Source organism: Virgibacillus salinus (assembly GCF_900102415.1).
GTDB classification, from domain to species: Bacteria; Bacillota; Bacilli; order Bacillales; family Amphibacillaceae; genus Lentibacillus; species Lentibacillus subterraneus.
Genome location: NZ_FNKD01000003.1, coordinates 169,819 through 195,428 on the forward strand (window position 1 = coordinate 169,819; position 25,610 = coordinate 195,428).

Annotated in this window: 23 protein-coding genes; 21 read left to right on the forward strand and 2 right to left on the reverse strand. The window is 35.2% G+C overall.

Translation table 11 applies throughout. From position 1 onward, the window contains the following. Positions 1 to 20: 20 nt before the first annotated feature. The 8 genes from BLS02_RS12875 to BLS02_RS12910 all read left to right on the forward strand — a co-directional run bounded on the left by BLS02_RS12875 (position 21) and on the right by BLS02_RS12910 (position 14,656). On the forward strand, positions 21 to 1,826 hold the full coding sequence (locus BLS02_RS12875; protein WP_217633964.1) for an AAA family ATPase: 1,806 nt from the start codon (positions 21 to 23) through the stop codon (positions 1,824 to 1,826). After that, positions 1,823 to 3,136 carry a hypothetical protein gene (locus tag BLS02_RS12880; protein ID WP_092493439.1) on the forward strand — a complete coding sequence of 438 codons (1,314 nt, stop codon included), beginning with the start codon at positions 1,823 to 1,825 and terminating at the stop codon, positions 3,134 to 3,136. Before BLS02_RS12875 ends, BLS02_RS12880 begins: the two co-directional genes overlap by 4 nt. Before the next feature lie 315 nt (positions 3,137 to 3,451). Then, positions 3,452 to 5,692: an ATP-dependent nuclease gene (locus tag BLS02_RS12885; protein ID WP_092493440.1), complete on the forward strand. Its 2,241-nt coding sequence runs from the start codon at positions 3,452 to 3,454 to the stop codon at positions 5,690 to 5,692. Then, a complete protein-coding gene (locus BLS02_RS12890) occupies positions 5,674 to 7,608 on the forward strand; it encodes a UvrD-helicase domain-containing protein (RefSeq protein ID WP_092493441.1) in 1,935 nt (644 codons plus the stop codon). The genes BLS02_RS12885 and BLS02_RS12890 overlap by 19 nt, the downstream gene beginning before the upstream one ends. Before the next feature lie 368 nt (positions 7,609 to 7,976). After that, positions 7,977 to 9,461 (forward strand): type I restriction-modification system subunit M, encoded by a 1,485-nt coding sequence (locus BLS02_RS12895; protein ID WP_092493442.1) that lies wholly within the window; start codon positions 7,977 to 7,979, stop codon positions 9,459 to 9,461. Next, positions 9,454 to 10,722 (forward strand): restriction endonuclease subunit S, encoded by a 1,269-nt coding sequence (locus BLS02_RS12900; protein ID WP_092493443.1) that lies wholly within the window; start codon positions 9,454 to 9,456, stop codon positions 10,720 to 10,722. The genes BLS02_RS12895 and BLS02_RS12900 overlap by 8 nt, the downstream gene beginning before the upstream one ends. Continuing rightward, a complete protein-coding gene (locus tag BLS02_RS12905; RefSeq protein ID WP_092493444.1) occupies positions 10,719 to 13,667 on the forward strand; it encodes a type I restriction endonuclease subunit R in 2,949 nt (982 codons plus the stop codon). Before BLS02_RS12900 ends, BLS02_RS12905 begins: the two co-directional genes overlap by 4 nt. A gap of 386 nt (positions 13,668 to 14,053) precedes the next feature. Then, positions 14,054 to 14,656 (forward strand): CPBP family intramembrane glutamic endopeptidase, encoded by a 603-nt coding sequence (locus BLS02_RS12910; RefSeq protein ID WP_092493445.1) that lies wholly within the window; start codon positions 14,054 to 14,056, stop codon positions 14,654 to 14,656. A 199-nt stretch (positions 14,657 to 14,855) separates the two neighbouring features. Here BLS02_RS12910 and BLS02_RS12915 read toward each other — a convergent pair whose 3' ends face one another. Beyond that, positions 14,856 to 15,899 (reverse strand): serine hydrolase domain-containing protein, encoded by a 1,044-nt coding sequence (locus tag BLS02_RS12915; RefSeq protein ID WP_092493446.1) that lies wholly within the window; start codon positions 15,897 to 15,899, stop codon positions 14,856 to 14,858. A gap of 260 nt (positions 15,900 to 16,159) precedes the next feature. Further along, positions 16,160 to 16,888, reverse strand: a complete 729-nt coding sequence (locus BLS02_RS12920; RefSeq protein ID WP_092493447.1) for a M48 family metallopeptidase — start codon at positions 16,886 to 16,888, stop codon at positions 16,160 to 16,162. A 256-nt stretch (positions 16,889 to 17,144) separates the two neighbouring features. Here BLS02_RS12920 and BLS02_RS12925 point away from each other — a divergent pair, with 256 nt between their 5' ends. From BLS02_RS12925 to BLS02_RS12985, 13 genes are all read left to right on the forward strand, one after another. Continuing rightward, on the forward strand, positions 17,145 to 17,441 hold the full coding sequence (locus tag BLS02_RS12925; RefSeq protein WP_092493448.1) for a hypothetical protein: 297 nt from the start codon (positions 17,145 to 17,147) through the stop codon (positions 17,439 to 17,441). Between the two features lie 177 nt (positions 17,442 to 17,618). Next, positions 17,619 to 18,053 (forward strand): universal stress protein, encoded by a 435-nt coding sequence (locus tag BLS02_RS12930; RefSeq protein WP_092493449.1) that lies wholly within the window; start codon positions 17,619 to 17,621, stop codon positions 18,051 to 18,053. Positions 18,054 to 18,157: 104 nt separating this feature from the next. Then, positions 18,158 to 19,177: a DUF3231 family protein gene (locus tag BLS02_RS12935; RefSeq protein WP_342729455.1), complete on the forward strand. Its 1,020-nt coding sequence runs from the start codon at positions 18,158 to 18,160 to the stop codon at positions 19,175 to 19,177. Positions 19,178 to 19,332: 155 nt separating this feature from the next. Continuing rightward, complete coding sequence (locus tag BLS02_RS12940; protein ID WP_092493450.1) at positions 19,333 to 19,689, forward strand: hypothetical protein; 357 nt, start codon at positions 19,333 to 19,335, stop codon at positions 19,687 to 19,689. Positions 19,690 to 20,230: 541 nt separating this feature from the next. Continuing rightward, complete coding sequence (locus BLS02_RS12945) at positions 20,231 to 20,926, forward strand: VOC family protein (RefSeq protein WP_092493451.1); 696 nt, start codon at positions 20,231 to 20,233, stop codon at positions 20,924 to 20,926. A gap of 337 nt (positions 20,927 to 21,263) precedes the next feature. Further along, on the forward strand, positions 21,264 to 21,746 hold the full coding sequence (locus BLS02_RS12950; RefSeq protein WP_092493452.1) for a DUF2975 domain-containing protein: 483 nt from the start codon (positions 21,264 to 21,266) through the stop codon (positions 21,744 to 21,746). 10 nt (positions 21,747 to 21,756) lie between these two features. Further along, entirely contained in the window at positions 21,757 to 21,978 is a 222-nt protein-coding gene (locus BLS02_RS12955; protein ID WP_092493453.1) for a helix-turn-helix domain-containing protein, read from the forward strand. Positions 21,979 to 22,073: 95 nt separating this feature from the next. Continuing rightward, positions 22,074 to 22,496, forward strand: a complete 423-nt coding sequence (locus BLS02_RS12960; RefSeq protein ID WP_092493454.1) for a VOC family protein — start codon at positions 22,074 to 22,076, stop codon at positions 22,494 to 22,496. Positions 22,497 to 22,728: 232 nt separating this feature from the next. Next, positions 22,729 to 23,253: a hypothetical protein gene (locus tag BLS02_RS12965; protein WP_092493455.1), complete on the forward strand. Its 525-nt coding sequence runs from the start codon at positions 22,729 to 22,731 to the stop codon at positions 23,251 to 23,253. Between the two features lie 168 nt (positions 23,254 to 23,421). Beyond that, positions 23,422 to 23,733 carry a hypothetical protein gene (locus tag BLS02_RS12970; RefSeq protein ID WP_092493456.1) on the forward strand — a complete coding sequence of 104 codons (312 nt, stop codon included), beginning with the start codon at positions 23,422 to 23,424 and terminating at the stop codon, positions 23,731 to 23,733. Positions 23,734 to 23,835: 102 nt separating this feature from the next. Then, positions 23,836 to 24,393: an isochorismatase family protein gene (locus tag BLS02_RS12975; protein ID WP_092493457.1), complete on the forward strand. Its 558-nt coding sequence runs from the start codon at positions 23,836 to 23,838 to the stop codon at positions 24,391 to 24,393. A gap of 21 nt (positions 24,394 to 24,414) precedes the next feature. Next, a complete protein-coding gene (locus BLS02_RS12980; RefSeq protein ID WP_092493458.1) occupies positions 24,415 to 24,708 on the forward strand; it encodes a DUF5316 domain-containing protein in 294 nt (97 codons plus the stop codon). Between the two features lie 318 nt (positions 24,709 to 25,026). Further along, the gene (locus BLS02_RS12985; RefSeq protein ID WP_092493459.1) at positions 25,027 to 25,584 is read left to right on the forward strand and encodes a hypothetical protein; all 558 of its coding nucleotides are present in this window, start codon (positions 25,027 to 25,029) and stop codon (positions 25,582 to 25,584) included. Positions 25,585 to 25,610: the final 26 nt, after the last annotated feature.

Here is a 25,610-nt window from a genome sequence, read left to right on the forward strand (position 1 = left end):
TATGGAGCGGGTGAATAATCTTGGCGATATATTATGAACAGGAAAAGAATGATAGAAAAGCTATTTATGATGCTGCTGATAAATGGAAAAATGAGTGTTTATTAAAAGAAAAATCATTAATTTGGGATGGCGAATCTATTTGGACAGATGCCAATATGAGTAGGTTCAGAAAGATATTCATAGAGCGACCAGATGAATCCGGTGAAAACTTTGAAAGTAAATTAAAACAACAACTTGTAGATGAGTCTGAGGGTGTATATAAGTTTGTTATAGAATTACTTTTTATATATCAATTATTTCCGGTTAAAAGTTCAATTAGTTATAAAACAAAAATTGAAAAACTAAAGACAATCGCTTCATGGAAGAATATGACTATTAATACTTCTTTACCAATATTTAAAAGTTTGAAAGAGGGTATTGGACATCCAGGGATGTATTTTGCTATGCAAAAATACCATGAAATCTCCTTTTTATTTTTATTAGTAGAACATTTTAAAACTATGAATAATCTAGAGAACACCTTAACTAATCCAACTGACCTTAAAAAAGCGGTAGAAAAAATACAAAAACAAGTAGGTAAAAAAGTGCAAATGCATCATGTGGTACTTCATTTACTTCTGCCAGATAACTTTGAACGTATTGCGAGTTGGGGGCATAAAACCAAAATCACAAAGGCATACTCTGATCTAATTAATGAAGGTACAAGTGATATAGATGATAAATTATGGCTAATACGTGAAAAGTTAGAAAATAAGTATCCCGATAGTAAAATTGATTTTTATCGTTCTCCAGCCAAGGATAAGTGGAAAGACGATAAAGAGGATGAAGATAAAGATCCCATAAATCCTATTTCTAGAGTTGGCAACAACATTCCTTCTACCAACTTCAACGTAGAACATTTTGAAAACGGTTTAGTATTTGAAAATATTAATGTGCTGATGAGTCAGGTTATGACTGCTCTCCAAAACGGAAAGCACATTATTTTAACGGGTCCTCCTGGTACGGGGAAATCAAAACTAGCAAGTAAGATATGCGAAATGTATAAGGTTCAGTCAACAATGGTAACTGCAGCATCTAACTGGTCTACCTATGAAACAATCGGTGGCTATCGTCCTGATCGGGAAGGCAATTTATATTTTGATGAAGGAATCTTCCTGGAATGTGTTAAGAACAAGGAGACAAGTAAGCCGGAAAATAAATGGCTTATTATCGATGAAATCAATCGGGCAGATATTGATAAGGCATTTGGTTCGTTATTTTCTGTTCTAACAGGTGATGAAGTTACCTTGCCATTTGAATCAAAAAGTGGAGAATCTATTCGGATGAAACCACAAGGGGAAATGGCTTCTGTTGAAGCGGATGAACATACATATGTTGTTCCAAATGATTGGCGGATCATTGCTACGATGAACACGATCGATAAAGCCTCTCTGTATGAAATGAGCTATGCCTTCATGCGTCGTTTTGCATTCATCCCAGTAGGTATTCCAAAAGAGATTAATAGTGGTTTAGTTCAGCAATATTTGGATATATGGGGCATGAATACATACCCAAACGTAGAAACGCTGACAGCTATATGGAAGCTAATTAATAACTACCGCAAAATAGGGCCTGCAATTGTAGAAGATATCGCAAAGCATACACAGGATAATGAAGATTTCACGTCAGCAATTATTTTGTATGTGTTGCCACAGTTTGAAGGGCTTCCAGTCAATCGTATTCAAGACTTCATTACACTATTGGTTGATGAAACAGATGCTATCATCGAAAAGAATCACCTTGATGATTTTGTAAATGACTTCTTTGATGTGGGTGCGTTTGAATGAGTGTAAAGGAAGAAGAGCTGCTTGAAGAAATTTCAGGATTTCTTCATGGCTATTTAAAGACTGGTACGGTAAGGATTAATTCATTTCTATCAAAAATGAATGTGAATATAACCAACCTGAACCAGCTACTGACGATTCGCTTTTTATTGAAGGATGAAACGATAGATTTTGTCAGGGATCTGCCAATTCTATTAAAACGGTTCAAGACAACGACAGTCATGCAAAATGAAACACATATCGGTGAGGTCAGAGGTGAAATTGACTGGGCTCAAACTACAAAGGAACGCATGGCTCGTAATCATAAAGATAGAACGATATTCTCAACAAATGAAAGTATTCGTTCCTATAACATACCGGGAAACCTAGTGCTCAAAGAATTGCTCGGACTCCTATACTCAACGCTTTATAAAGATTCTTATATAAAGGGATTCGAAAATGCAGCATGGTTTTCAGAATGGCAGCAATTAAAAGGTAACGTCGCACATGCCTATAATAAGAATATTTATTTGCAGCGTGTTGACCAAGTTCATGTCTCTGACCGTGTTATACAGAAGACGCTAAACCACCGCAATAAACTATACCGTCAGGCGGCAAAATTACTGTTATCTTATCGTAAGTTAATGAGCGGTAATTATAGTGAAGAGGACATCAAAATACTTCTACGAGAAACATTTATCGCACCAGACAATGTAGACGTGTTATTTGAGTTGTACTGGATCGTCCAACTAATTAAGCAAAACACCGACGAAAGCCAGCTTCATTTAATGGACGGTTCGCAAAACATGGTAGCTTCTTGGGAAAAAGATTCTTATGTATATCGACTTTATCATGATTCAACAGGGTCGGATGTAGTTCAGTTTGGAGTAGGAGCTAGTGAAATTGCAGAGAGTGATAATCCATACATACAGCAAAAATATCAATCATTTACTGAGTCTAACAAATTAGCACAGGAATTCTTTGGTCGAAAACCATCTAATTCTATTTGGAGGGGAAGACCTGATTTTTTGTTGGAGGTCTATGAAAAGTACAGTGTTGAGTTGGTTAAACTTGTCATCGGTGAAGTGAAAAATACATCAAGAGTGGAGTATGCGACTACTGGATTGGAAGAGTTGCTGGATTATGTGCATTTTGTGAAGGATGGGAAGGGTGAGTATTTGTTGGGTGGAGATGTTGAAGTTAAGGGGATGCTTTGTGTTGGGGATGTGGAGATGAATGAAGGTGCTAATTCAAGGGAGGTTAGAGTGATGAAGAGAGGGGAGAGAAATTATGATTTGAGGATAGGGAAGTTGAATTACATTCTTAAGCAATGAGGCCAGAGTGTATTTTATTGAGAGTACGTATTTGATTCATGAACGATGATATTAAAACATTGCTTTGGGAGAAAGAAGTTTCCTATCGACACCCAAGTTGGTTTTCAAATTTTTCAAAATTCAAAATTAGGTTGTGATAAACTGTGACTGAATAATAGATAAAAACTGGATGGTAATCCATAGTATAAAAGTTTTCTTCAATAAATTACATAGTGGGGAGTATGATGAAAAATATTTTTCATGAATTTTCCTTCCGCGAACATCGTTATTATAAGTGGGTAGATAGTATTTTATTTAGGCTAAGAGGTGTAGAATATGAGAATATCAAAATTATGTATAAAAAATTTTCGTCTTCTAAAAAATAGTACAGTAAATTTAGAAGAGGATTTAAGTTTAATTTTAGGGAAAAACAATTGTGGTAAAACTTCATTATTGCTAATTTTGGATAAATTTTTGGGTGGTAATAGTTTTTCCTTTGATGACTTTAATACTGATTTTAAGAATGAACTAAATTCATTATTAGAATCCTACTCAGAGGAGGTTAGAGAACCCTTTCCGTTTTTAGGGATTTCATTAAAGATATTTATTGAGTACGAGGAACATGATGATTTATCTAATATAGGTGATAAAATCATCATGGATTTAGACCCTAATAATAGAGTAGTTGTGCTCGGATTTGAATATTACCTTCCAAAAGAAAAATTTATTGCTTTGAAGAATGATTATGAAGCCAAAAAGATAGAAAGTGATGGGAGATCAAGTAAACCACAGGATTTGTTTTCCTTTGTTAAACATAACCTTTCGGAGTATTTTATAACTTCGAAGAAAAGCATACTTTTTGACACAAACCAACAAAAAGAAAATGATGAAATCTTTACGGACTTAATTAAGGAAAAAATCCAAATTGAAAGAATAATAAACTTCAAATGGATTAATGCTAAACGAAACGTTTCGAATAAGGATAGAGAAAGAAATCTTTCTGCACAGTCAGCAATGATTTATAAAAAAATGGAAGATAAGAATATAAACAAAGATGTGATTGAGAAATTTAAGGATGCTCTAACTGAAACTGACGACAAACTTGAGGATATATATGGAGAGATGTTTAAAGAAATTATCGACGATGTAAAGAAGTTTGGAGGAACTAAACAAGAAGAATCTTTAATAAAAATTACATCATCACTCCAGCATAAAGAATTACTAGAAGACAACACGACAGTAGTGTATGGTTCAGAAAATGAAGGACACCAATTACCTGAAAATTTTAACGGATTAGGTTATATGAACTTAATCAGCATGATTTTTGAGATAAAAATTATTCTCCATGAGTTTCAAATGGATAAATACTTAAATCCATCTGATATAAATCTCCTTTTTATTGAAGAGCCAGAAGTTCACACACACCCACAAATGCAGCGTATTTTTATTAAAAATATAAAATCATTATTAGAAAAGGGTATTTCGGTTAAATATGGATCAAATCGGAAATTACAAACTATTATTACAACTCACTCTTCGCACATAGTCTCTGAAAGTGACTTTGAAGACATTAAATACTTTAAAAAAAGGGATGGTAGTATTCTGTCCAAGAACTTAAAAGATTTAAAGGATGAGTATAGGGAGAATACTTCGTATTACAAGTTTTTGAAACAGTATCTAACGCTGCATAGATCGGATCTTTTCTTTGCAGATAAAGCTATTTTCATTGAAGGGGATACAGAAAGAATACTTCTCCCTGCAATGATGAAAAAAATGGATAATGAGAATGAACTTCGCGAGGTAAATATGGAAGGAAGCAATTCACTTCCTTTACTATCCCAAAACATATCAATAATTGAAGTTGGCGCGTACTCTCAAGTTTTTGAAAAGTTTATAGACTTTATTGGTGTAAAATCACTTATTGTTACAGATATAGATTCTGTGAAAGAATTCCCTGAAAAAAATGAGGCAGATGAAATTAAAATAAAAGCTAATGGCAGCCATAAAATGAAAAAAGAAGCTTGTCCCGTATCTGAAGGGAGCCAAACCAGTAACTCTTCTTTAAGATTTTTCTACGGTAGTGATATAACCTTATCTAGCCTTAAAGCGCTATCATTAAACGAAAGAATCCTAAGGAAAGACCCTCAATCAAAAAAATGGGAGATGGATGCAGATGGACACATTCTTTTCGTGTATCAATCGATGGAAGAAAATGGACATGAAGAGGAGTATCATGCACGGAGTTTTGAAGATAGCTTCTTCCACCTCAATAAGGAGTTTATTAAAAATTATACATTTAACGAGCAAGAAGAGTTTATAGGAAGTGAATCCTTTCCGAGCCTTACCCAAAGTAAAATGAAACAGTTTGTGAAAGGAGAGATTACCCCCTATGAAATGGCAGAAGGGGTTAATAGGAAACCCTCATTTGCTATGGAAACTCTACTAAATAGCGTGACTAAGGAATTTGAAATATATAATATTTTGACAAAAGAAAAGAGGATAATAAAACAGGAGTTCTCCAATTGGGTCATTCCTGCATATATTAAGGAGGGCTTACAGTGGTTAAAGACAGATTAAAACTTGAACCAGAAGTTCAACAAGTATTTAACTATATGGATAGTGGAGATAATTTTCTACTCGGTGGTGGGGCCGGAAGCGGTAAAACATACTCTCTTGTACAAGTAATAAACCAGGTGTTAGCTGAAAATCCTACTGATAGAATTGCTTGTATAACTTACACCAATGCAGCGGTAGAAGAAATTGAAGGTCGTGTGAAGAGTAGAAATTTGAATGTAAGCACTATTCATGAATTTCTGTGGGATAACATAAAATCTTATCAAATAGAAATTAAAAAGGTATTGGTAGATTTAATTAATAACGAAGCTTATAAAAACTTAAAAATTTCTGGAGAGGATGTTAATTTTGATTACTTCAATGACAAAGTAATTCAATATAAGGAATATACATTAATTAAAGAAGGGATAATTTCACATGACGAACTTTTGATAGTAGCAAATTTAATGTTCAGAGAGTACTCAAAACTTTGTGACATAGTAAAAGATAAATTTAAATTTATTTTTATTGACGAATACCAGGATACTAATAAATTTGTAATTGAAATTTTTTTAGACCACTTTAAGAATAGTAACAGAGAGAATAATGTGGGTTTTTTTGGAGACGCGATGCAATCTATTTATGATAGTGGTGTCGAAGATCTCAATGATTATATCTCAGGGAGAGAGATTCAGGAGGTGAAAAAGAAACAAAATCGTAGAAATCCTAGGTTAGTTATCAAACTAGCCAATAGGCTAAGAACAGACGGTATAGTTCAGGAACCTTCAGGTGATATTAACGCTCCTAACATGCAAGGTGGGAAGGTAAAAGAGGGTAAAATAAGTTTTTACTACACGACCGTAGAAAAAAGTTTAGATAGTTTTAAACAATCTTTGGATTGGGATTTCACTGACTCAAAAGAAACCAAAGAATTAAACTTAACACATAACCTTATTGCCCCGAAGGCGGGTTTTGAAGAGTTAATGACTATTTATGATGGAGATAAGATTTTAAGTTACAAAAAAAGAATAACTGATTATATCAAGAAAAACAACATTGAAACTGACTTCTCAGGATATTCATTCGGTAGGGTCATTGATACATTACTGGAAGGAAAAACTGAAGAAGCTCAGCAAAGACCTATTTTACCTACTGCTACTATGAAGAACTTTATCGATGAAAACCCGGATCTTTATGAGAGAGCTCTAGAATATTCATTTGATGATTTCAAAAAAATATACTTGGATAAAGATTTACTATTAGATGACAAAAAAGAAGAATATGATGATCAACTAAATGCTGGTTCTAAGAGAGATAATCTTATAAAACACCTTTTTAAAATTCAGGACAATATTAGCCTTTATGAAAAAGGTAAATATAACGAATTTTTAAGAAAAACTGAATTTAAAATAACATCGATTGCCGATAAAATTGAGATAAAGGATATAATCGTGCACTTACAAAATATGTCTAATAGCAATATAGGAGAGGTAATTGAATTTGCTGATGAAAGTGGAATCTGTAAAAAAGATGACAAATTTTCTTCTTTTATAGAAAGGCAGACATATGTTTATGATCGGGTAAAACAAGTCAAGTTTAGAGAGTTTCAGAATTTATTTAATTACCTTGAGGGGTACACACCCTTTACAACACAACATAAGATTAAAGGTGCTGAATTTAATAATGTTTTAGTTGTTTTAGATAACGGGAGATGGTCAAATTATAATTTTGAATACTTACTGAATGATAATATATTTGAAAGCTTATCATCTACGAAGAAAGCTTCATATCCGACCATCTTGAATCGCACACGGAAATTATTTTACGTATGCTGTACAAGAGCAAAGGAAAATCTAATAGTTTACTATCACAATCCTTCTCAGCCTTTAATTGAAAAAGCAAAAAGTTGGTTCGGAGATTCAAACGTATTGAAGATCTAAAAATGAATCTGTGAATCTCGGGCTAATATATTGTTAGACCCACTTTTTCTTATGCTGTAAACATACTGATATTTTGTTCTTTAATAGCAATCATAATATTAGAACTAAGAAGAAATTACAAAAGAATGTGAAACTTTCCGTTATAGAGGGCTTTGTTTTGTGTAGCAAAGGTTTGACAGAACAATCTTCCTTTTTCAGGTGTGATTGATTAATAGACGTATAAGACATACTACTTTAAGTATGTCTTTTCATATAACATACACAAAAACACGTACATCCTACATCATTGACCTGCAAACATTTACTCTCCCACCTCCATCTCTGTTATAATTAGTAACATAGGACTATACATATGGAGGAAAACTAAAATGAGTAAATTAACTTTACCACAACTGGAATCCCATTTATGGGAATCAGCTAATATATTACGAGGGAGCATTGACTCCTCTGATTATAAAAATTACATATTTGGTTTGTTATTTTTGAAACGTTTGAGTGACGATTTTGTTGAAACTGCAGAGACAATTGAGCAAGAAGAGGGTGACGATTACGCATGGTATGATCGTGATGAGCACCAATTCTTTGTGCCTGATCGTGCTCGTTGGAAACATATTCAGAGCCAGACACAAGATATTGGTAATACGATTAACAAGGCGTTTGAGGCACTAGAGGAAGAGAACACTTCACTTGAAGGTGTGCTAGCAAGTATTGACTTCAACGATAAAGAAAAACTTCCTGATAAATTACTGCTTCAGCTTGTTCAACATTTTTCTTCAATAGATCTTTCAACAGGTAACTTATCTGAGCCCGACATGCTTGGACGTGCATATGAATATTTAATAAAACAATTTGCCGATGATGCTGGTAAAAAGGGTGGCGAATTTTATACGCCTAGCAAGGTCGTTGAGTTGATTGTTAATTTGATCAAACCCGAAGAAGGTATGCGTGTTTGTGATCCGACTGCTGGTTCTGGTGGTATGTTGATTCAATCAGTGGATTACATAAAGAGTGAAGGTGGCGATCCACGTAATCTATCGTTACATGGACAGGAACGAAACCTAAGCACGTGGTCTATTTGTAAAATGAATTTGTTGCTGCATGGCTTAAGTGATCACCAAATTGAGCGTGGGGACACAATACGTGAGCCAAAGCTTATTGCTGAAGATGGGGAGTTGTCTCTTTATGATCGTGTAATTGCCAATCCGCCGTTTTCTTTGAAGAATTGGGGGCGTGAAGAAGCGGATAGTGATGAATATGGTCGTTTTCGTTTCGGTATTCCTCCAAAAAACGCGGGCGATTATGCATTTATCCAGCACATGATTTCTACTTTGAATGATAAAGGGAAAGCAGGAGTAGTAATGCCGCATGGGGTTCTTTTCCGTGGTGGAGCAGAAGGTGAAATCCGTCAAGGAATCTTAGATAATAACCTGCTAGAAGCGGTGATTGGGTTGCCACCAAATTTGTTCTATGGCACAGGTATTCCAGCATGTATATTAATATTTAATAAAGATAAATCAGATAAAATAAATAATTCAGTATTCTTTGTGGATGCTTCGCTAAGTTTTGAAAAAGGACCTAATCAAAACAAGCTTTCAGAAGAAGGGATTATAAAAATAGTTAATACAGTTTCTGAATACACTGAGATTGATAAATATTCTAGAATAGTACCTTTGAAAGAAATTAAGGAAAATCTGTCTAATTTAAATATTGCCAGATATGTTGATACCACTACTGAGGAAGAATTTATAAACATTCAATCGGCAATAAATGATCTAAATGAATTAGAGAAGGAAAGAAATGATGAAATCAATGAATTAAACTCTTATTTAAGTGAGTTGGGTTATCATGTTTAATGCTCCTCACGGCTGGCAGGTAAGGTGTTTTAGTGATTTTCTAACAGAAGTAACTAGTAAAAATAAAGAATCGCATCCGTATGAACCACTATCCGTTACTCAGGGTAATGGAGTTATTCTTCAATCGCAAAAATATAAAAGAAGGATCGCTAGTGAAGACACAAAGAATTATAAGTTGGCACCAATGGGTAGCTTTGTTATGAATCCTAATTATCTTAACTTTGGTGCTATTGGAATACAAGACAAAATTGAAATGGGGGTTGTTAGTTCAATATATGGTGTCTTTGTGAATGATAAAACTATTGATACGGACTACTTATCTTACCTTTTACGAAGTAGAAAAATGATAAATGAATATAATCGATTTGCTAATGGTGGATGTGCAGTTGTGAATACTGGGGAATTACACGGAATGCACGTGAGGTTGACGGTTCCTATACAAGAATTCTTAACTATTAAATGGCCATTTCCTTCGTTAAGGGAACAACAAAAAATAGCAGCAATCCTTTCTTCAGCCGATCAATCGATTGAGAAAACCGAGCAAATCATCAAGCAAACGGAAAAAGTTAAAAAAGGATTGATGCAACAACTACTTACAAAAGGAGTTGCACATAAGAAATTTAAGAAAACCCCAATAGGAGAATTACCTGAAGAATGGGAAGTTAAATCACTAGAGGATGTAGTTAGGAAAATTGTTGGAGGCGGAACTCCTTCGAGAAAAATTCAAGAATTTTATAGAGGTAATATTCCTTGGGTAACTGTAAAAGACTTAAAAGGTAAATATATAGATTCTGCAATTGAGTCTATTACAAAAGAAGGTGTAAAAAATAGTTCGGCAAATTTAATCCCTGCAAATAATGTAGTTGTTGCCACACGTATGGCCATTGGTAAAGCTTTTAAAAATACTGTTGATGTGGCAATTAACCAGGATTTAAAAGCGCTCTTTCCAAATGAAAATGTTATTATACCGGATTTCCTATTATGGGTCTATTTAAATCAGTCTGAAAATATAGAGAGATTAGGAACTGGTACTACGGTTAAAGGTATACGATTAGAAACATTAAAAGAAATTCAACTGGGTGTTCCTACAATTGATGAACAAATAAAAATCACCAATATACTGCAGACATATGAGAAAAAGATAAATGGTGAATCTAAAAAGCTATCGGGTTTAAAACATGTTAAAAAAGGCCTAATGCAACAACTCCTAACCGGAAAAGTCCGTGTCCCAATCGATGATGAAGAGGTGGTGGAAACATGAGTATTACGCAAGACTGGAATGAGAAAGGATTAGTCGAGGATAGAGTGATTGATCATCTGAAAAGTCTTGGGTATACGTATGTCCACGGAGCCGCTTTAGACCAGGAACGGGATACGCAGGCGGAAATTGTATTGCGGAAGCGATTGACTGATACGTTATTGCGTCTGAATCCTTGGCTGTCCGAAAATAACCTAAACAAGGTTATTCGTTCGCTGACGCATATGGAAGCAACCAGTGTGATGGAGGCGAACCAGGCCTTTCATGAGCTTTTAATCAACATGATTTCCGTGCAGCAGGATCTTGGTAAAGGGCGGAAGAGCCAAACCGTTAAACTGATTGATTTCGAAAATATCCAGAACAACGAGTTTCTTGTGGTGGATCAATTTTCGATTACAAATGCTGTAGGAACGATTCGCCCGGATGTGATGATTTTTGTGAATGGGTTGCCACTGGTAGTGATTGAATGTAAGAGTCCGACATTGCCACCTGATGAGCAGGTTTCGCAAGGTGTGAAACAACTTCTTCGTTATCAACGTGAGAATGAACAGCTATTTAAGTATAATCAGTTTATGATTTCGACCAGTAATGATCGCGCTAGAGCCGGAACAATTGATGCTAGATTGCAGCATTACAGTGAATGGAAGGATCCTTATCCAAGAACTATTGCAGAAATCGGTGCAAATCCATCATCTCAGGATATTTTACTTGCGGGAATGTTGGTGAAGGAACGATTATTTGATATCATTCAAAATTTTATTGTTTATGAACCGGATGAAGGTAAAGTTATTAAGAAGATGACACGTTACCAGCAGTATCGTGCAGTGAATAAAGCAATTGATCGAATTTTAAATGCTGATAATCCCCAGCATCGTGGTGGAGTGGTATGGGCGACACAAGGTTCAGGTAAAAGTCTGGCGATGGTTTTTTTGGCAACAAAGTTAAGACGTATTGCTAAAATGAAAAACCCTACGATTGTGATTGTCACCGATCGTCAGGATTTGGATCGTCAAATTACGAATACATTCCGCCTGTGTGGTTTTCCGAATCCGCAACAGGCTGAATCTGTTTCAGAACTAAAAACCTTGCTTCAAAAAGGACCAGGATCAACAGTTATGACACTTGTACAGAAGTTCCAGGAGGCTGAGGGTGAGAAAGAATATCCGCAGCTCACTAAGTCTGAAAATGTCATTGTTATGGTCGATGAAAGCCACCGTTCCCAATACAGTGAACTTGCTATGAATATGCGGTTGGCCATGCCAAATGCTACTTATATTGGATTTACCGGTACGCCAATCGATAAATCGGATAAGAGTACATTTCGAACGTTTGGAACTTATATTGATAAATATTCGATTGAACAGTCTGTGGAAGATGGGGCAACGGTACCGATTTTTTATGAAGCCCGGATGGTTGATTTACACGTTCATGGTGAATCGATTGATCAGTTATTTGACCGTTACTTCCGTGAGTATTCGGAGGAAGATCGGGAGCGGATTAGAAAGAAGTATGCAACGGAAGAAACGATTACTGCATCACCAAAGCGAATACGTTCAGTTGTATTGGATATGATTGAGCACTATGAAACTCACATTGAGCCAAATGGTTTTAAGGCTCAAATTGTTGCTATATCGAGGCAAGCGGCTGTTGTTTATAAACAAATGCTGGATGAACTCAGCGATTATGAATCCAAGGTGATTATCTCTAGTGGACATAATGATGAGGAAGAGATGAAGGAGCATCATTTAGCCAAACAAGAGGAAAAGCAGGTTATTCAACGCTTCAAAAAGCCGATGAGTGAAGACTCGTTAAGCTTTTTGATCGTATGTGACAAGCTGTTAACTGGTTTTGACGCACCAATTGAACAGGTTATGTATTTGGATAAACCGTTGAAAGAGCATAATCTGCTCCAGGCAATTGCCAGAACAAACCGGACATATGACAAAAAGACATATGGATTAATTGTTGACTATTATGGGGTATCGCGGTTTTTAGAGGAAGCATTAGGTGTATTCCATGAGGAAGATATTAAAGGTGCATTACGGGAAGTTGATGTGGAAATCCCGCGCTTGCAAACACGACACCGTAAGGCAATGCGGTATTTTGACTATAAAAATAAAGATGATCTTGAAGCATGTTTGATGGTGCTGGCACCAGAGGACATCCGCAATGAATTCGATACAGCTTTTCAGAAGTTTTCCGAAAGCATGGATATGGTATTGCCAAATCCAAAAGCAAAGCCATATGTAGACGATTTGAAATGGCTAGGGAAGATTCGTAAATTGGCTAAATCAAGGTATCATGTCGAAACTGGAATGGACATCTCTGACTGTGGTGCGAAAGTAAGGGAACTAGTCGAGGAGCATGTATATGCAACAACTCCTCATGTATTGGTTGAACCAATTGATATTTTATCGAATCGATTTGATCAGAAGTTGGATGAAATAAAGTCACCTGAATCAAAAGCAGCTGAGATGGAGCATGCGATTAAGCATGAAATCCGTGTTAAGCTGGACGAAAATCCTGTGCTCTATACGTCTCTGAAAGAACGGCTAGAGGAGTTGATTGAGCAGCGGAAGACACGACAACTAACCATTGAGGAATTGCTGGAAGAATACCGTGATGTCATGAATGTCATGCGCAATAATGCAGAAGAAAGTGTTGAGCACGGCTTCGAACCAAAGGAATATCCTTTTTACCAGATGCTTGAAAAGGAACTAGAAGAATTCGAACAAGAAGACGTAAAAGACCTGACGCATATCGTTACAGGAATAATCAGAGAGCACGCTGTTATCGATTGGACTGTAAAGGATGACGTCAAACGCGAAATGCGTAGGCAAATCAAGAAGAAACTGCGAAAATATAATTGCCCCGGCGCAAAAGTAGAAGCACTTGCCATACAATTGATGGATCTTGCTGAAGTGCATTATAAACATATTGCGTATTAGTGGAGCAGGAGTGATTACGACTAGACTCACTAATTGTTAATGGCGTTATATATTAAAATAATGAATGATAAAAAAGTCTAATTACTCTAGTATGTACCATTACCTATCACAAACATTAAAAATGTAATGTAAAATGACCATCAATTTTGTACTGCACCCCAATAGTTAGAGTGAAATCTGACTTTTGGGGTGTTAATTTGATGGTCATTTTTTGTTGGTTTAATAGCATTTTCAGCTTATGCAAATTGCCGTATACAAAATTACCAATAAGGTGGAGACCGTTTGCTTTATCGCATGTTAATATAATAAGAGTTCAGCTTATTGCACTAACGAAGCGGTTTAATGTGAAATAAGATGTTGTAAATGTATAAGAAAGGTGGTGCTTAATGAAAGTCGATATTAGAAAAGTAACTCTATTTATTGGAATAACATTTAGTTTAACTTTGATTTTTCATTTTATAATTTCTTTTACAATTAATCCGAATAAATTCTTAGGGTATGCCATGGCGATACCTTTACTTACTGTTGTTATAATACAAAAAGTAATTTACAGGAAAAAAATAATTCCAACACTCGGTTTATCAATCGGACAATTCAAGTGGTATATCATAGCAGTAATTATCCCTATATTTATGTCATTTAACTTTAACTGGACTATGGAACCGTTTTTTAAAATGCTGCTGATAGGTTTAACTATCTCAACATTATCAGCATTATTAGAAGAAGTCACATGGCGTGGTTTTTTATGGAACGAATTGATTCCTGTAAGCAGACTTAAAGCTTACATTGTTACTGCTCTCATTTGGTCAACTTGGCACATTCCAGTGGCTGTTTTATATAAGTATTCGGACGATATATTTCTTAACACAATATTATATTGTGGACAATTGTTTCTTCTTTCCTTAATTATTAATTGGCTTCGAGACAAATCAAATAGTGTAATCCCAGCAAGTTTATTCCATGGTATGCTTAATGTGTTTTATTTTTAAGTTACAAATTCGAAAGACTTTATCTTAAATGTTTAGAGGTTGCTTTCATTCCAAACGGATTTTAATAAAATACAAGAGTAAAATAAAGAGGTAGGATGGATAAATTTTAGTAGAGAACTAATTTAATACATTTCAGAAATCAGGCTCTTTCCGGTTTGTTCGCTTGATTAGCCCCCGTTATTCGAAAGTACTTTAATTTTTATGATTTCATAGACATGGCAAGTCGCATCACCATCCGTACAGGAGTTGCGGGGTTTTCCATTTGATTGACATCTCCAATAAAAAACAAATCCTTTTCGGGATAGTAAAATGCTAAGGAACCTGTTGAACCAGAATGACCAATTAACTCACCTTTTCCCATAAAAAGTGTAGCAAGACCATTCAGTGGAATTCTCATATATCCAGCACCGTAATGAATTGGAAGCATAGAAGCCTGCAACCTGTTATTTACTTTTAGTTCATGAAAAATAGTATTATTAAATAACTTTCCTCTAAAGAAAGCCTTGAGAAATACCATTAATTCACGAGCCGTAGAAACACAACCGCCACTCGCGCAACTGCTTTTAAGTAATTTTGGACGGTAGAGTGCAGTGTCCTTATAATAAACATGCGGAACAAAATCATCCTCATTTTGAGGGAGATAAGTATTTTTAAGACCAAGAGGGTCGAAGATAAATTGTCTATATACATCTTCCAACGGTGAACGAGTGACGATTTCAATTATTTTACCGAGGATTTCAAAGTTTATATTTGTGTAATGAGCTCTTTTTCCCATTCCCGGTGCAAAGTGTGGCTGGATTTTCTTTGTCTCTATGATGGATTCATTAAAATTAGTTAGCACATCCTCATAAATAGCACGTTTTTTCGACTCATTACTGCCTTCCTCAATGGCATCCCGCAATCCACTTGTTTGAGATAATAAATTCGAGATTGTGAGTTGATCAGAATACTCTCGGCCTTTGTAGACATGAAGGTTACTTATTGTATCTTTTTTTAAGTATTTGGTTATTTCATCGTCCAGTGACAGTTTTCCCTGATCTCTCAAAATAAAAATACAAGTGGTTGTGAACAGCTTTGTAATACTTGCCATAAGGAATGGTGTATCTGCATCCTTATCCCCATACCCAAGACTGTATGAAACATCTCCACTTGAGTTTTCTATGAGAAGAACAGATTCATGTATTTGCCTTTTCTTTGTAACGTTTCCGAAAATTTTTTGGACTTTTTGTTTTGGAATTTCCATATATACCCTCTCCCATGTTAATTATTATAATAACGTTAACTTATATGTAGTATATAGTTAATGATACTGGGACGGATTTCAACTCCAACTAAAGGCTGAATTATTATAAAACTTAATTAGGATAAGTAATTATGGTAACGTTAGTAAGCAAATACAGAAACCTCTCATGAAATTTTTTGGGGAATAGATCCGGATAAGGAATAATAATAGATATTGAAGCTAAGAGCATGACACCAACGATGGTATCATGCTCTATTTTTTTATCCGACACAATGCAGGGACATGCCATTTACACGGAGCCACTCTTTTCGTTTTTCATAGTCTGGCATAACGGACTTAATTATTTTCCAGAATTCGGCTGAATGATCTTGAACTTTAAGGTGTGCAAGCTCATGCACAACAACATAATCTAATACTTTTACTGGGGCCATAATCAACCGCCAATTGATGTAAATATCACCATCTGGGGTGCATGTTCCCCATCGTTTATGCTGCGTGCGGAAATTCACCGATTCTGGTGTGACATCCATAAGTGTTTGGTAATGCTGGACCCGTTCCTGCAGTTTTTTATCCCCATGTTGGCGGTACCATTGGATAAGTTGCTTTTCTAATGTTTCTTGTACGTGATTTTGTTGCCAGTTTTTTGGAATGGTTGCAATGAACCTGCCTTGGTACAAGGAAAGCTCAGCATTCGTAACAGGCTCGCGTTGGACTTTAAGGCGATAGTTACGTCCTAGGTATGGCAGCTTTTCCCCGCTGACAAATTCCTTTGGCTGAATAGCTGCTTCAACTTGATTCAGTTCTTTTATTTTATTAAGAATCCACGGTGCCTTCTTTTTAAGTAAGTCATTAAGATCTTTATCATCAAGGTTATCAGGTGAGTAAACCTCGACCCCGTTTACGATAGTTACCGATATTTTCAAGTCTTTACGTTCTTGGTTGTAGCGTATGTAGTTTATAGTAGTTGTTCCGTAGTTTAGTGTGGGCATTAGGATCACGAACCTTTTAGTTGTTTATAGGTTTATGATAGCACCGAAATCTTTTAAATAGAAGTATTAAAGTAGTCCGTACCGAGAATAAGTTTAAATTTTGATTTTAATTCAAGAATTTCATCGGAAAATGCAAAAGACCCTTATATGAGTATTGTATTTTCTTCACATTAAAGGAGGCTAAAATTAAATTTTTACCATTTCTATCACCCTCAATAAATATGATATAATCAGTTACAAGACCAAAAGGATGGTGATGACAATTAATCTGGATGAATTAGCAGGTATTGTACGTCAAGGGTTTAAAGAAATGCATCAGAGCTTTGCAGAAGTGAATAGTCGAATAGATAAGATAGAAAATAGATTGGATAGCGTGGAGCAACGAATCGATGGTCTAGAACATCGTATGACTGGTCTGGAGCAACGAATGAATGGTATCGAGCAACGAATGGATAAAATGGACGAGAGGCTTGTGAATATAGAAAATGATGTTTCCTTTTTGTCACGAGGGTTTGGAGAACATAGTGTACTTTTAAACAGATTAGTAAATTAAATATGCTGTACAATTGATGCAGGATATCACCTGTTATTAAGAGGGGATTTTTTGTAAAGTCGACCGTCATAATATTGCCAAACTTTTCAACAATAGTACGTACTTTAACTCCTTCACGTTTAGTATAATTGAAGTAGGGAGAAACCTTCCTAATTTGGTGAGGGGGAGTACTTGATTATGAAAAGAAGTATTCTCGTAGCTTATGATGGTTCTGATCTAAGTAAAGAAGCGCTTCAAGAAGCAAGATTACAGGCTGCAGAAGTACCTGAGACTGAGGTTCATGTTATTTCAGTGGTAACACAAACTGGCCCAAACACAAATGTCGTTATGGCACGTAATATTGAAATGGAAATAGCGGAGAGCCTACGTCCAGAGATGCAGACTATTAAAGAAGAATTCGAAGCGGAAGACATAGTCGTTTACACGGATGTTTTGGTGGATTACTCCCAAAGGAATGCAGGAGATAAGGTTTGCGAATATGCTGACGATCATGAGATTGACCTGATTATTGTTGGCAGTCGTGGTCTTAATGGAGTGAAAAAACTATTGCTTGGAAGTGTAAGCACGAATATTGTCCACCATGCAAATTGTCCAATTTTAATAATTAAATAAACTATTAACGTATCACCAGCTCATTAAATTGTGGGCTGGTTTTTCTTTTACATAAAATTACCTTCTTAGGGAAAAAGTATTATTATTATTTATACTATTTGGAGGTGGATGATATTAATAACGAGAATCAGGACTTGACCTCATCGGAGATTACACAGATGTGGGCAGCATATATGAATGATTGTGCGCTGGAATGCAAGTTACAATATTTTTTGGCAAAGGTTTCTGATGGTGAAATACAACCACTTGTACAACAGGCGTTAGATTTAGCTCAATCCCATATAATTAAGTTGAGGGATATATTCACGAATGACAATTATCCGATACCTTATGGTTTTAAACCATCTGAAGATGTTGACATCAATGCACCGAAATTGTATTCGGATGACTATATCTTACGTTACCTGCATCAAGGTGCACAAATTGCATTAGAGGCATATAGTATTAGCCTGTCAATGGCTGGCAGGGTGGATGTTTTTAATTACTTCTCAGAGTGTGTTTATGAACAAAGTGGATTTCTTAAAACGGTGAATACCGTTCTGCAGTCAAAAGGACTTTACATCAATATGCCATATTTACCAGTACCTGAAAGCTATGATTTCGTGAAAAGCCAAAACTTTTTGACAGGATACTTTGGGGAGAGAAGACCATTGACAGGTCCAGAAATTATTAATCTGTTTGGTAATTATCAACGAAATGCGTTGGGATCGGCTACCATGATTGGATTTAGTCAAGTGGCGAAGAATTCGGATGTACGGAAGTTTTTGATGAGAGGTAAGGAGATTTCTCAGAAACATTGCGAAATTTTTGGATCCATTCTGCATGAGGATGATGTTCCTGCTCCAGCAAAGATGGATGATTCGGTTACGGATTCTACAACATATACATTTTCAGATAAGTTAATGATGTTTTATAGTACCGGTCTTATAGCACTAGGTGTTGGCTTTTATGGAGCTAGTATGTCTATGAGTCCGAGAAGGGATTTAGGTGCTACTTATAATAGGCTATTGAATGAAATACTAAAGTATGCCGAAGACGGAGCAAACATCATGATCAAAAATGAGTGGATGGAAGAACCTCCAAGGGCTCTGGATCGAGACGAATTGGCAAAGAAGAAAAAGTGATTTGTGTGAAACGAATAGCGCGTTTTGAAACAAAAAGGAAACGTTTGTCATCTATTTATTGTCTAATTCTCACCAATTTCTAATTTTCTTCAAAGCCTTTTCTCAAAATTCTTGATTATGATAGTAGTAGTCAAATAGAAGAGGAGAAAAAACATATGAAATCACTATTTATGACTACAGCTGCAGGAGCACTAATATTGTCAGCAGGAAGTATAACCGATGCCAGTGTAATACCAATAGATAAAACAAAAAAATCAAATGCTAATGTGGAAGTTTCCGAAAAAAGTATTCAGGTTGAAGTGCTGCCAGAATTCACTGTATTAGATGAACAGGTAGATTCAGATGATTACCAGGCTCAAGTCATTGAGGATAATAAACAGACGCGAGTAATCATTCTAAAAGATGAAGATGGACACGCGCAATATAAAAGTGTTTATGTGAAAAGTTCGAATGTACTCGAAGTTATTGACCTTGATCAAGGAATGGTTTTCAAAGGTGTCATAGCAGATTGAACTTTGAGATGCCACAAATAAATGTAATGTAAAAAGACCATCGAATTAAAGCTGATTTGATGGTCTTTTTGTATTCTGCTAAGGGAGTTTAGTAAAATGAGACGAATAATTTTTTGACTGTTAGTATACTAAATACTGGTATGCTAAACATGAGAGAAAATACTATAACAAACAATTGTTGACCATTTCAGTTAATATGGATCGTAAAAAGGTGTTATGGAAGTTGTAAGCTGAAAAAATTGAGTTTGAACAGCAACTGTAAGTAATTTGCTTGGAAGGATGGAGAGAGGCGAATCTACAAAAATTTATCAGGAAAAGAGAAAGGTGGTTAATTGAGATACATTTAACCGAAAAGGGTAAATCTATTTTAGATGAAGCATCATTCAGTCTTAAATTGAAATTATCTAAAAGAAAATAATAGTAATGATATAACTATTTATTATATTTTGTGATTAAAACTCAGTATTTTATTTATTAGCATAAATGTATTACATTGCATATACAGGTCATTAAAAATTTATTAAAGGAGTTTGATAAAATAATGGAAATTAAATCAGTAACTTTACATACGGAGAGTATTAAAGAAATGAGAAAGTTCTATGTTGACAGTTTCGGGTTCCCTTTAATTAATGAAGATGAAAACAGCTTTCGAATTGTAATTGGTTCAAATGAATTAGAGTTTACATCAGAGGACGTAAAAGGTAAACCCTATTACCACTTTGCTTTTAATATTCCGTCTAATAAATTTGATGAAGCGAAATCATGGGTCAAAGAAAGAGTTAGTTTAAATGTAGAAGATGGCGAAGATGAAGCAGATTTCTCCCATCTTCCTGCACATGCCCTATACTTTTATGACCCTGCAGGTAATATAGTTGAATTCATTTCAAGGCATTCTATATCTGAAGAAATGGTGGAACCTTTCTCAGCTGATAAGGGCGTGTTAAACATTAGTGAAATAGGGCTGACTGTTGATGATGCAATAGATGCAGGTGAGAGGCTAATTGATATTGGAATTCATGAAAGAGACAATTCACCTCTAACCTCGACAACACTTAATTTTATGGGAGATAGCTCAAAGGGAATATTTATTATACTTACTCAACCAGAAAGAAAATGGATTTTCTCTGATAAATTATCTGCCATATATCCCCTTGAAATTATAACAACTAATAACGATAGAATTGCAATTAACTCTAATAATTTGTTAGAAGTTAACAAGAATGACGACAAAAAATAGTATTATACTTAAACAAATATCCACGAATATTTGAAATAGCACTGAAACAGTCATTACTGCTTGAAGTGGAAGAGAGAGTAATAAGCTTATTGGACCAAATGGGTACAAGACTGGTATTTATTTTTGGGCAGTTGGAGAAGATAATATTTCTTTGAGATATCCAAGGCACATTTGAATAGCTTAAAGTTGTGGAGCATTTCTTAGTAATAAGAAATGCTTTTTTTAGTTAAGATAAGGTAATACGATAATAATATATTAATAAATATTAATTTTTTATTGAAATTCAATAAATAATGTATTAAAATCAAATTACTAATAATTTAATGAGGTGCTTTTTATGAAACGAGGATCAACACTCTTTTTAAAGATAGCTGTTTTTCTTATTGGAACTCCAGTTCTTACTGTGTGTATAGTTGGGTTGTCCAGGTTTGACCCAAATTCCCCATATTGGCAGCTTCCTGAGCTGACTAATTTGCAATATCCAATATTAATCGGAATGTATGCAGCAATGATACCGTTTTTCTTTGCTTTGTATCAGACTTTAAAACTTTTAGGCTATATTGACAAGAACGAGGCTTTCTCGGAATTATCTGTTAAGGCTTTAAAAAATATAAAATACTGCGCAATCATAATCATTGTTCTGTATGTTGTAGAAATGCCATTCTTATATCTTCTTACAAAGGCAGACGACGCACCAGGTATATTAATGGGAATGGTCATTATCTTTGCTTCAATGGTGATTGCAGTTTTTGCTGCTGTGCTCCAAAGACTTTTGCAAACAGCTATTAATCTAAAATCAGAAAATGATTTAACGGTCTGAGGTGAATACCATGGGAATAATAATTAATATTGATGTGATGCTGGCTAAAAGGAAAATGAGCGTAACAGAACTTTCGGAGAGGGTTGGAATAACAATGGCTAACCTTTCTATTTTAAAAAATGGAAAGGCAAAAGCAATCAGGCTTTCAACTTTAGAGGCAATTTGTAAGGCTTTAGAATGTCAGCCTGGAGACATTTTAGAATACAAAAGTGACGACGACATTCAAGGATAACAGCCTAATAAGATAGCAAATCTGAAGAAATCAAATCATTATTATTATGCTATTATAAAAAAAGAATAATTAATAAATTAAGGAGTTGACTGTTGATGACATTACGAGCTATCCCTCATTTGATGTTCGATGGAAATGCAAAGGAAGCGATCCAATTTTATGAAAAAGTATTGGATGCAAAAGTCCTTTCTATCCAAACATATGGAGAGATTCCAGAGTTTCCCGGAATGTCATTCCCAGAAAAAATCTTGGGCCTTGTGGCCCATGCAAGGTTAAAAATTGGTGAAACAGATATTGCTATTTACGATTCTCCGGGGTTTTCTCGTCAAATAGGAAATCAAGCAGCTATCTATGTGACAACGAATGATGTGGAAAAAACCAAACAAATTTTTGAAGCCTTGCAACAGGACGGAAAAGTCATCGGTCCTTTGGAGGAAACCTCCTTCACCCCTGCCCAGGGTTATTTAACGGACAAGTTTGGCGTAACATTCACAATTGTAACTGATGATCAAAACTAAACAGAAATGGAGTGTAGCATTAAGTTCTATACTCCATTATCAATCAAAGAAAAGGCGCAATTCTTGCACTAGGGATTGCGCCTGATTAACTGCTTCTTATTATTATCTTAACCTAGTAAGTCATTGTAGTTTTGTTGGTTTAGTACGTACTCATCTTATGGATTGTCTGATTACATTATTTCCGAAACTTATAAACGTTAGTGATCGTATTACTCATAAAGGAGGTGGATATATGAAGAAACGGACGTACAAATTTTTTGTAACCGCTTTATTTGTTATACTACTTTTAATATTAGTTAGCTGTACCGAAAAAACAGAAACGAAAACTCATGATGAAAATATACAGACAATTGAAGCTGTATTACAGAACAACCTTACAGGTCCGGATGATGAGTTGAAACAAATATTAAAAGGCGAGGGGAAACTTGAGGCTTTAGGACAATATGAAGAAAACCTGTATAAAGATTATTTTGCAGATGAAACATCCTACCAAGAATACATTTCCAGCTACGGTTCAGTATTATGGATTGAACCGATAAGAAATGAATACAAACTAGAGGTGAAAAACATCGAATACGAAAAATCAGATTCTAAAGAAATAATTTATAATTTCTCCATTGAATTACAGTACCGAAAAAATGGCAGTGAATCATCAGAAGTTGAAACGGTGAACGGGCAAGCTAACTTAAATGAAGAACATAAAATAGAAGATATGTTAATTCGTATTGAAGAACCTTGGAGTACATTTGGCGGTTAAAATAATTAACATTAATGGGTGCAATGTGATGTTGGCGGCCTCGCACTTTATTATGACTTGACGGTCTTATTGCATTGGTAAGTCCGATCCGTTTTTAAAGAAAATTCTGTTTACTTGAAACTTTCGTTCTTGTGACTTCGTAAGAAATAAGAGAAGGAGGGGGTATGTGTGAAGAAGGTTATTGGTTTTTCATTATTGTCTTCAATCGTTATCGGCATAATTATATGGGCTGCTAGTGTAATCATTTCTTTTTCATATAGTGAGTGGAGTTTTTTAATTGGTCTGGCGATATCTATTGTAATTTACTTCTTTAACAGTAGTGGGGGAGCGTTATCAAAAGCAGCAACTTTTGAAGCAAGTGAATCAAGCTGGAAAATTCAAAAAAACGATGAAATGAAAATAGACGTGGGTGTCGTGTTTTATGGGTCTCTTTTATATACTATTTTCAGTTTAGTCTTGATGATTATTAAGTATTTTTAGCAGTTAGGATAGCAAAATTCACTTGCATGAGATTCCCTTTAACGAATGACAAGTATACTAAAAATTTATTATAAGGTAGTAGCCTTAAGGAGGAGAACACTATTGAAGCAATCTTTACTGGTAATCGATGCACAACAGGATTTGATGGAAGGCAGTAGTGAGGAACGGGAAGTTTCTGAGAAGGAAAAAGTCGTAAGTAACATTAATACTGTTATTGAAAAGGCCATAGAAGAAGGTATTTCCGTTGTGTTCATTAGAGATTTAGATGTTTCGAATGGAGAAGGTCCTGGATTTCAAATACATAACAATATTAGAGTGCCATCCACTGCTGTCGTATTTGATAAAGCTGCTACAAATTCATTTCATGGTACTCCATTACTCAAACATTTAAATGAAAACAACGTAGAGCATCTTGTAATAATGGGATGTAAGACGGAACATTGTATTGATACGGCTGTCAGGACAGCGACGGTCAATCATTTTGACGTTACTTTAGTTGGAGATGGACATTCTACTTCTGACTCCGATAACTTAACTGCACAACAAATAATCCTTCATCACAATGAAACGCTTCATGGTCATGATAATGTAGACAATTTCTCAATTGTTAGAAATACAGAAGAGGATTTATTTAACCCTACTCACGATAAATATCGGTAACTAAACAAAGGGGGGATTACGTTGTTAAAATATCTGGGTATTGGTGTAATCTTTACTATTATTGCCCTGTTGATCGGCACTTTCACTGGTGACTGGAACTTATTTTTTAAGATTATAGCTGCAGCGGCAGTTATTCCCTTAGTATTATCAGGTTTGTTAACAGGTGCTTTTGTTGATGGTGACAGAAACAGAGCTAATTATCATACGGAGACCAAAAAAGACAGACAGGACAAAAACAAATGGGTTACAAGATTACTAATAATTGGTGTCCCCAACTTTAGCTTATTAATCATTTTAATTATACTAAATATATAGTCGCCCACTGCCATCTGGGCCAATTATTTTTTACAAGGAAACAGCACGTTGAGGGTACATATGGAGGGGTACAATGGTTAAATCTGTGAAGGGGCAATTTATCATATCAATATTAGTTGCCATATAATGAGTTTACTAGCGAAGGGAATTTATGTTTAATAGGAGACTCTTTTACTTCGCTATGATTCTATCGTTTTTTAATGCAGGGTTATGGACACAAAAGTATATCAAAAAACGGAAAAATAAATATTAATCCATGCCATGAAAGAGGAACATACAGGTGTTTAGCATGAAAGTGTAGGCAAAGGAGAGAGTTCTATGAGTAATTTCCGTATTGTTTCGCCTGTTTGTTCGAAGTGCGAATCAAAAGATACATATGACATTGGCCAGGAATACAAGCAGATGGAACCTGCACCATTTCGACCGATCACTATTGGTAATGCTAAATATCATTGCAAGGATTGCGATCATGAATGGAAGAAGTACAGAGGACGAAAAATTTATGAGCGGATTCGGTTTATTGATATACAAAGTGGTGGATATATGGATTATGGTTCTGTTCAGAGGGTGAGGATTGACCTGAAGGGTAGGCGTGTTCGTAGTGCGCTTGTGTTTGGAGAATTTAACGAATCTGATCAGATAGCCACTATGAGTGAGGAAAGTATTGAATGGCTTCTAGCTGAATTATATAAATGTGATTTTGTTAACTGGGCGGAGGAGTACAACCATGATGGTGTTATGGACGGTTCATATTGGCGGTTAGATATAGAATATGATACACATTGTGAAATTAAAATTGGCAGTAACCATTATCCAAAGAAGTGGACAAAGTTTTGTAAAGCTGTTTCAAAGGTTAGTGGGGAGGAGTTTTATTAAGATAGGCGCAATTCCTGTAATAAAGA

What these genes read in the sequence shown, in the direction of transcription:
- BLS02_RS12880 (WP_092493439.1), top strand. Translation starts at nt 1,823, where the DNA reads ATGAGTGTAAAGGAAGAAGAGCTGCTTGAAGAAATTTCAGGATTTCTT.
- BLS02_RS12885 (WP_092493440.1), top strand. Translation starts at nt 3,452, where the DNA reads ATGAGAATATCAAAATTATGTATAAAAAATTTTCGTCTTCTAAAAAAT.
- BLS02_RS12895 (WP_092493442.1), top strand. Translation starts at nt 7,977, where the DNA reads ATGAGTAAATTAACTTTACCACAACTGGAATCCCATTTATGGGAATCA.
- BLS02_RS12900 (WP_092493443.1), top strand. Translation starts at nt 9,454, where the DNA reads ATGTTTAATGCTCCTCACGGCTGGCAGGTAAGGTGTTTTAGTGATTTT.
- BLS02_RS12905 (WP_092493444.1), top strand. Translation starts at nt 10,719, where the DNA reads ATGAGTATTACGCAAGACTGGAATGAGAAAGGATTAGTCGAGGATAGA.
- BLS02_RS12910 (WP_092493445.1), top strand. Translation starts at nt 14,054, where the DNA reads ATGAAAGTCGATATTAGAAAAGTAACTCTATTTATTGGAATAACATTT.
- BLS02_RS12915 (WP_092493446.1), bottom strand. Translation starts at nt 15,899, where the DNA reads ATGGAAATTCCAAAACAAAAAGTCCAAAAAATTTTCGGAAACGTTACA.
- BLS02_RS12920 (WP_092493447.1), bottom strand. Translation starts at nt 16,888, where the DNA reads ATGCCCACACTAAACTACGGAACAACTACTATAAACTACATACGCTAC.
- BLS02_RS12925 (WP_092493448.1), top strand. Translation starts at nt 17,145, where the DNA reads ATGACAATTAATCTGGATGAATTAGCAGGTATTGTACGTCAAGGGTTT.
- BLS02_RS12930 (WP_092493449.1), top strand. Translation starts at nt 17,619, where the DNA reads ATGAAAAGAAGTATTCTCGTAGCTTATGATGGTTCTGATCTAAGTAAA.
- BLS02_RS12940 (WP_092493450.1), top strand. Translation starts at nt 19,333, where the DNA reads ATGAAATCACTATTTATGACTACAGCTGCAGGAGCACTAATATTGTCA.
- BLS02_RS12945 (WP_092493451.1), top strand. Translation starts at nt 20,231, where the DNA reads ATGGAAATTAAATCAGTAACTTTACATACGGAGAGTATTAAAGAAATG.
- BLS02_RS12950 (WP_092493452.1), top strand. Translation starts at nt 21,264, where the DNA reads ATGAAACGAGGATCAACACTCTTTTTAAAGATAGCTGTTTTTCTTATT.
- BLS02_RS12955 (WP_092493453.1), top strand. Translation starts at nt 21,757, where the DNA reads ATGGGAATAATAATTAATATTGATGTGATGCTGGCTAAAAGGAAAATG.
- BLS02_RS12960 (WP_092493454.1), top strand. Translation starts at nt 22,074, where the DNA reads ATGACATTACGAGCTATCCCTCATTTGATGTTCGATGGAAATGCAAAG.
- BLS02_RS12965 (WP_092493455.1), top strand. Translation starts at nt 22,729, where the DNA reads ATGAAGAAACGGACGTACAAATTTTTTGTAACCGCTTTATTTGTTATA.
- BLS02_RS12985 (WP_092493459.1), top strand. Translation starts at nt 25,027, where the DNA reads ATGAGTAATTTCCGTATTGTTTCGCCTGTTTGTTCGAAGTGCGAATCA.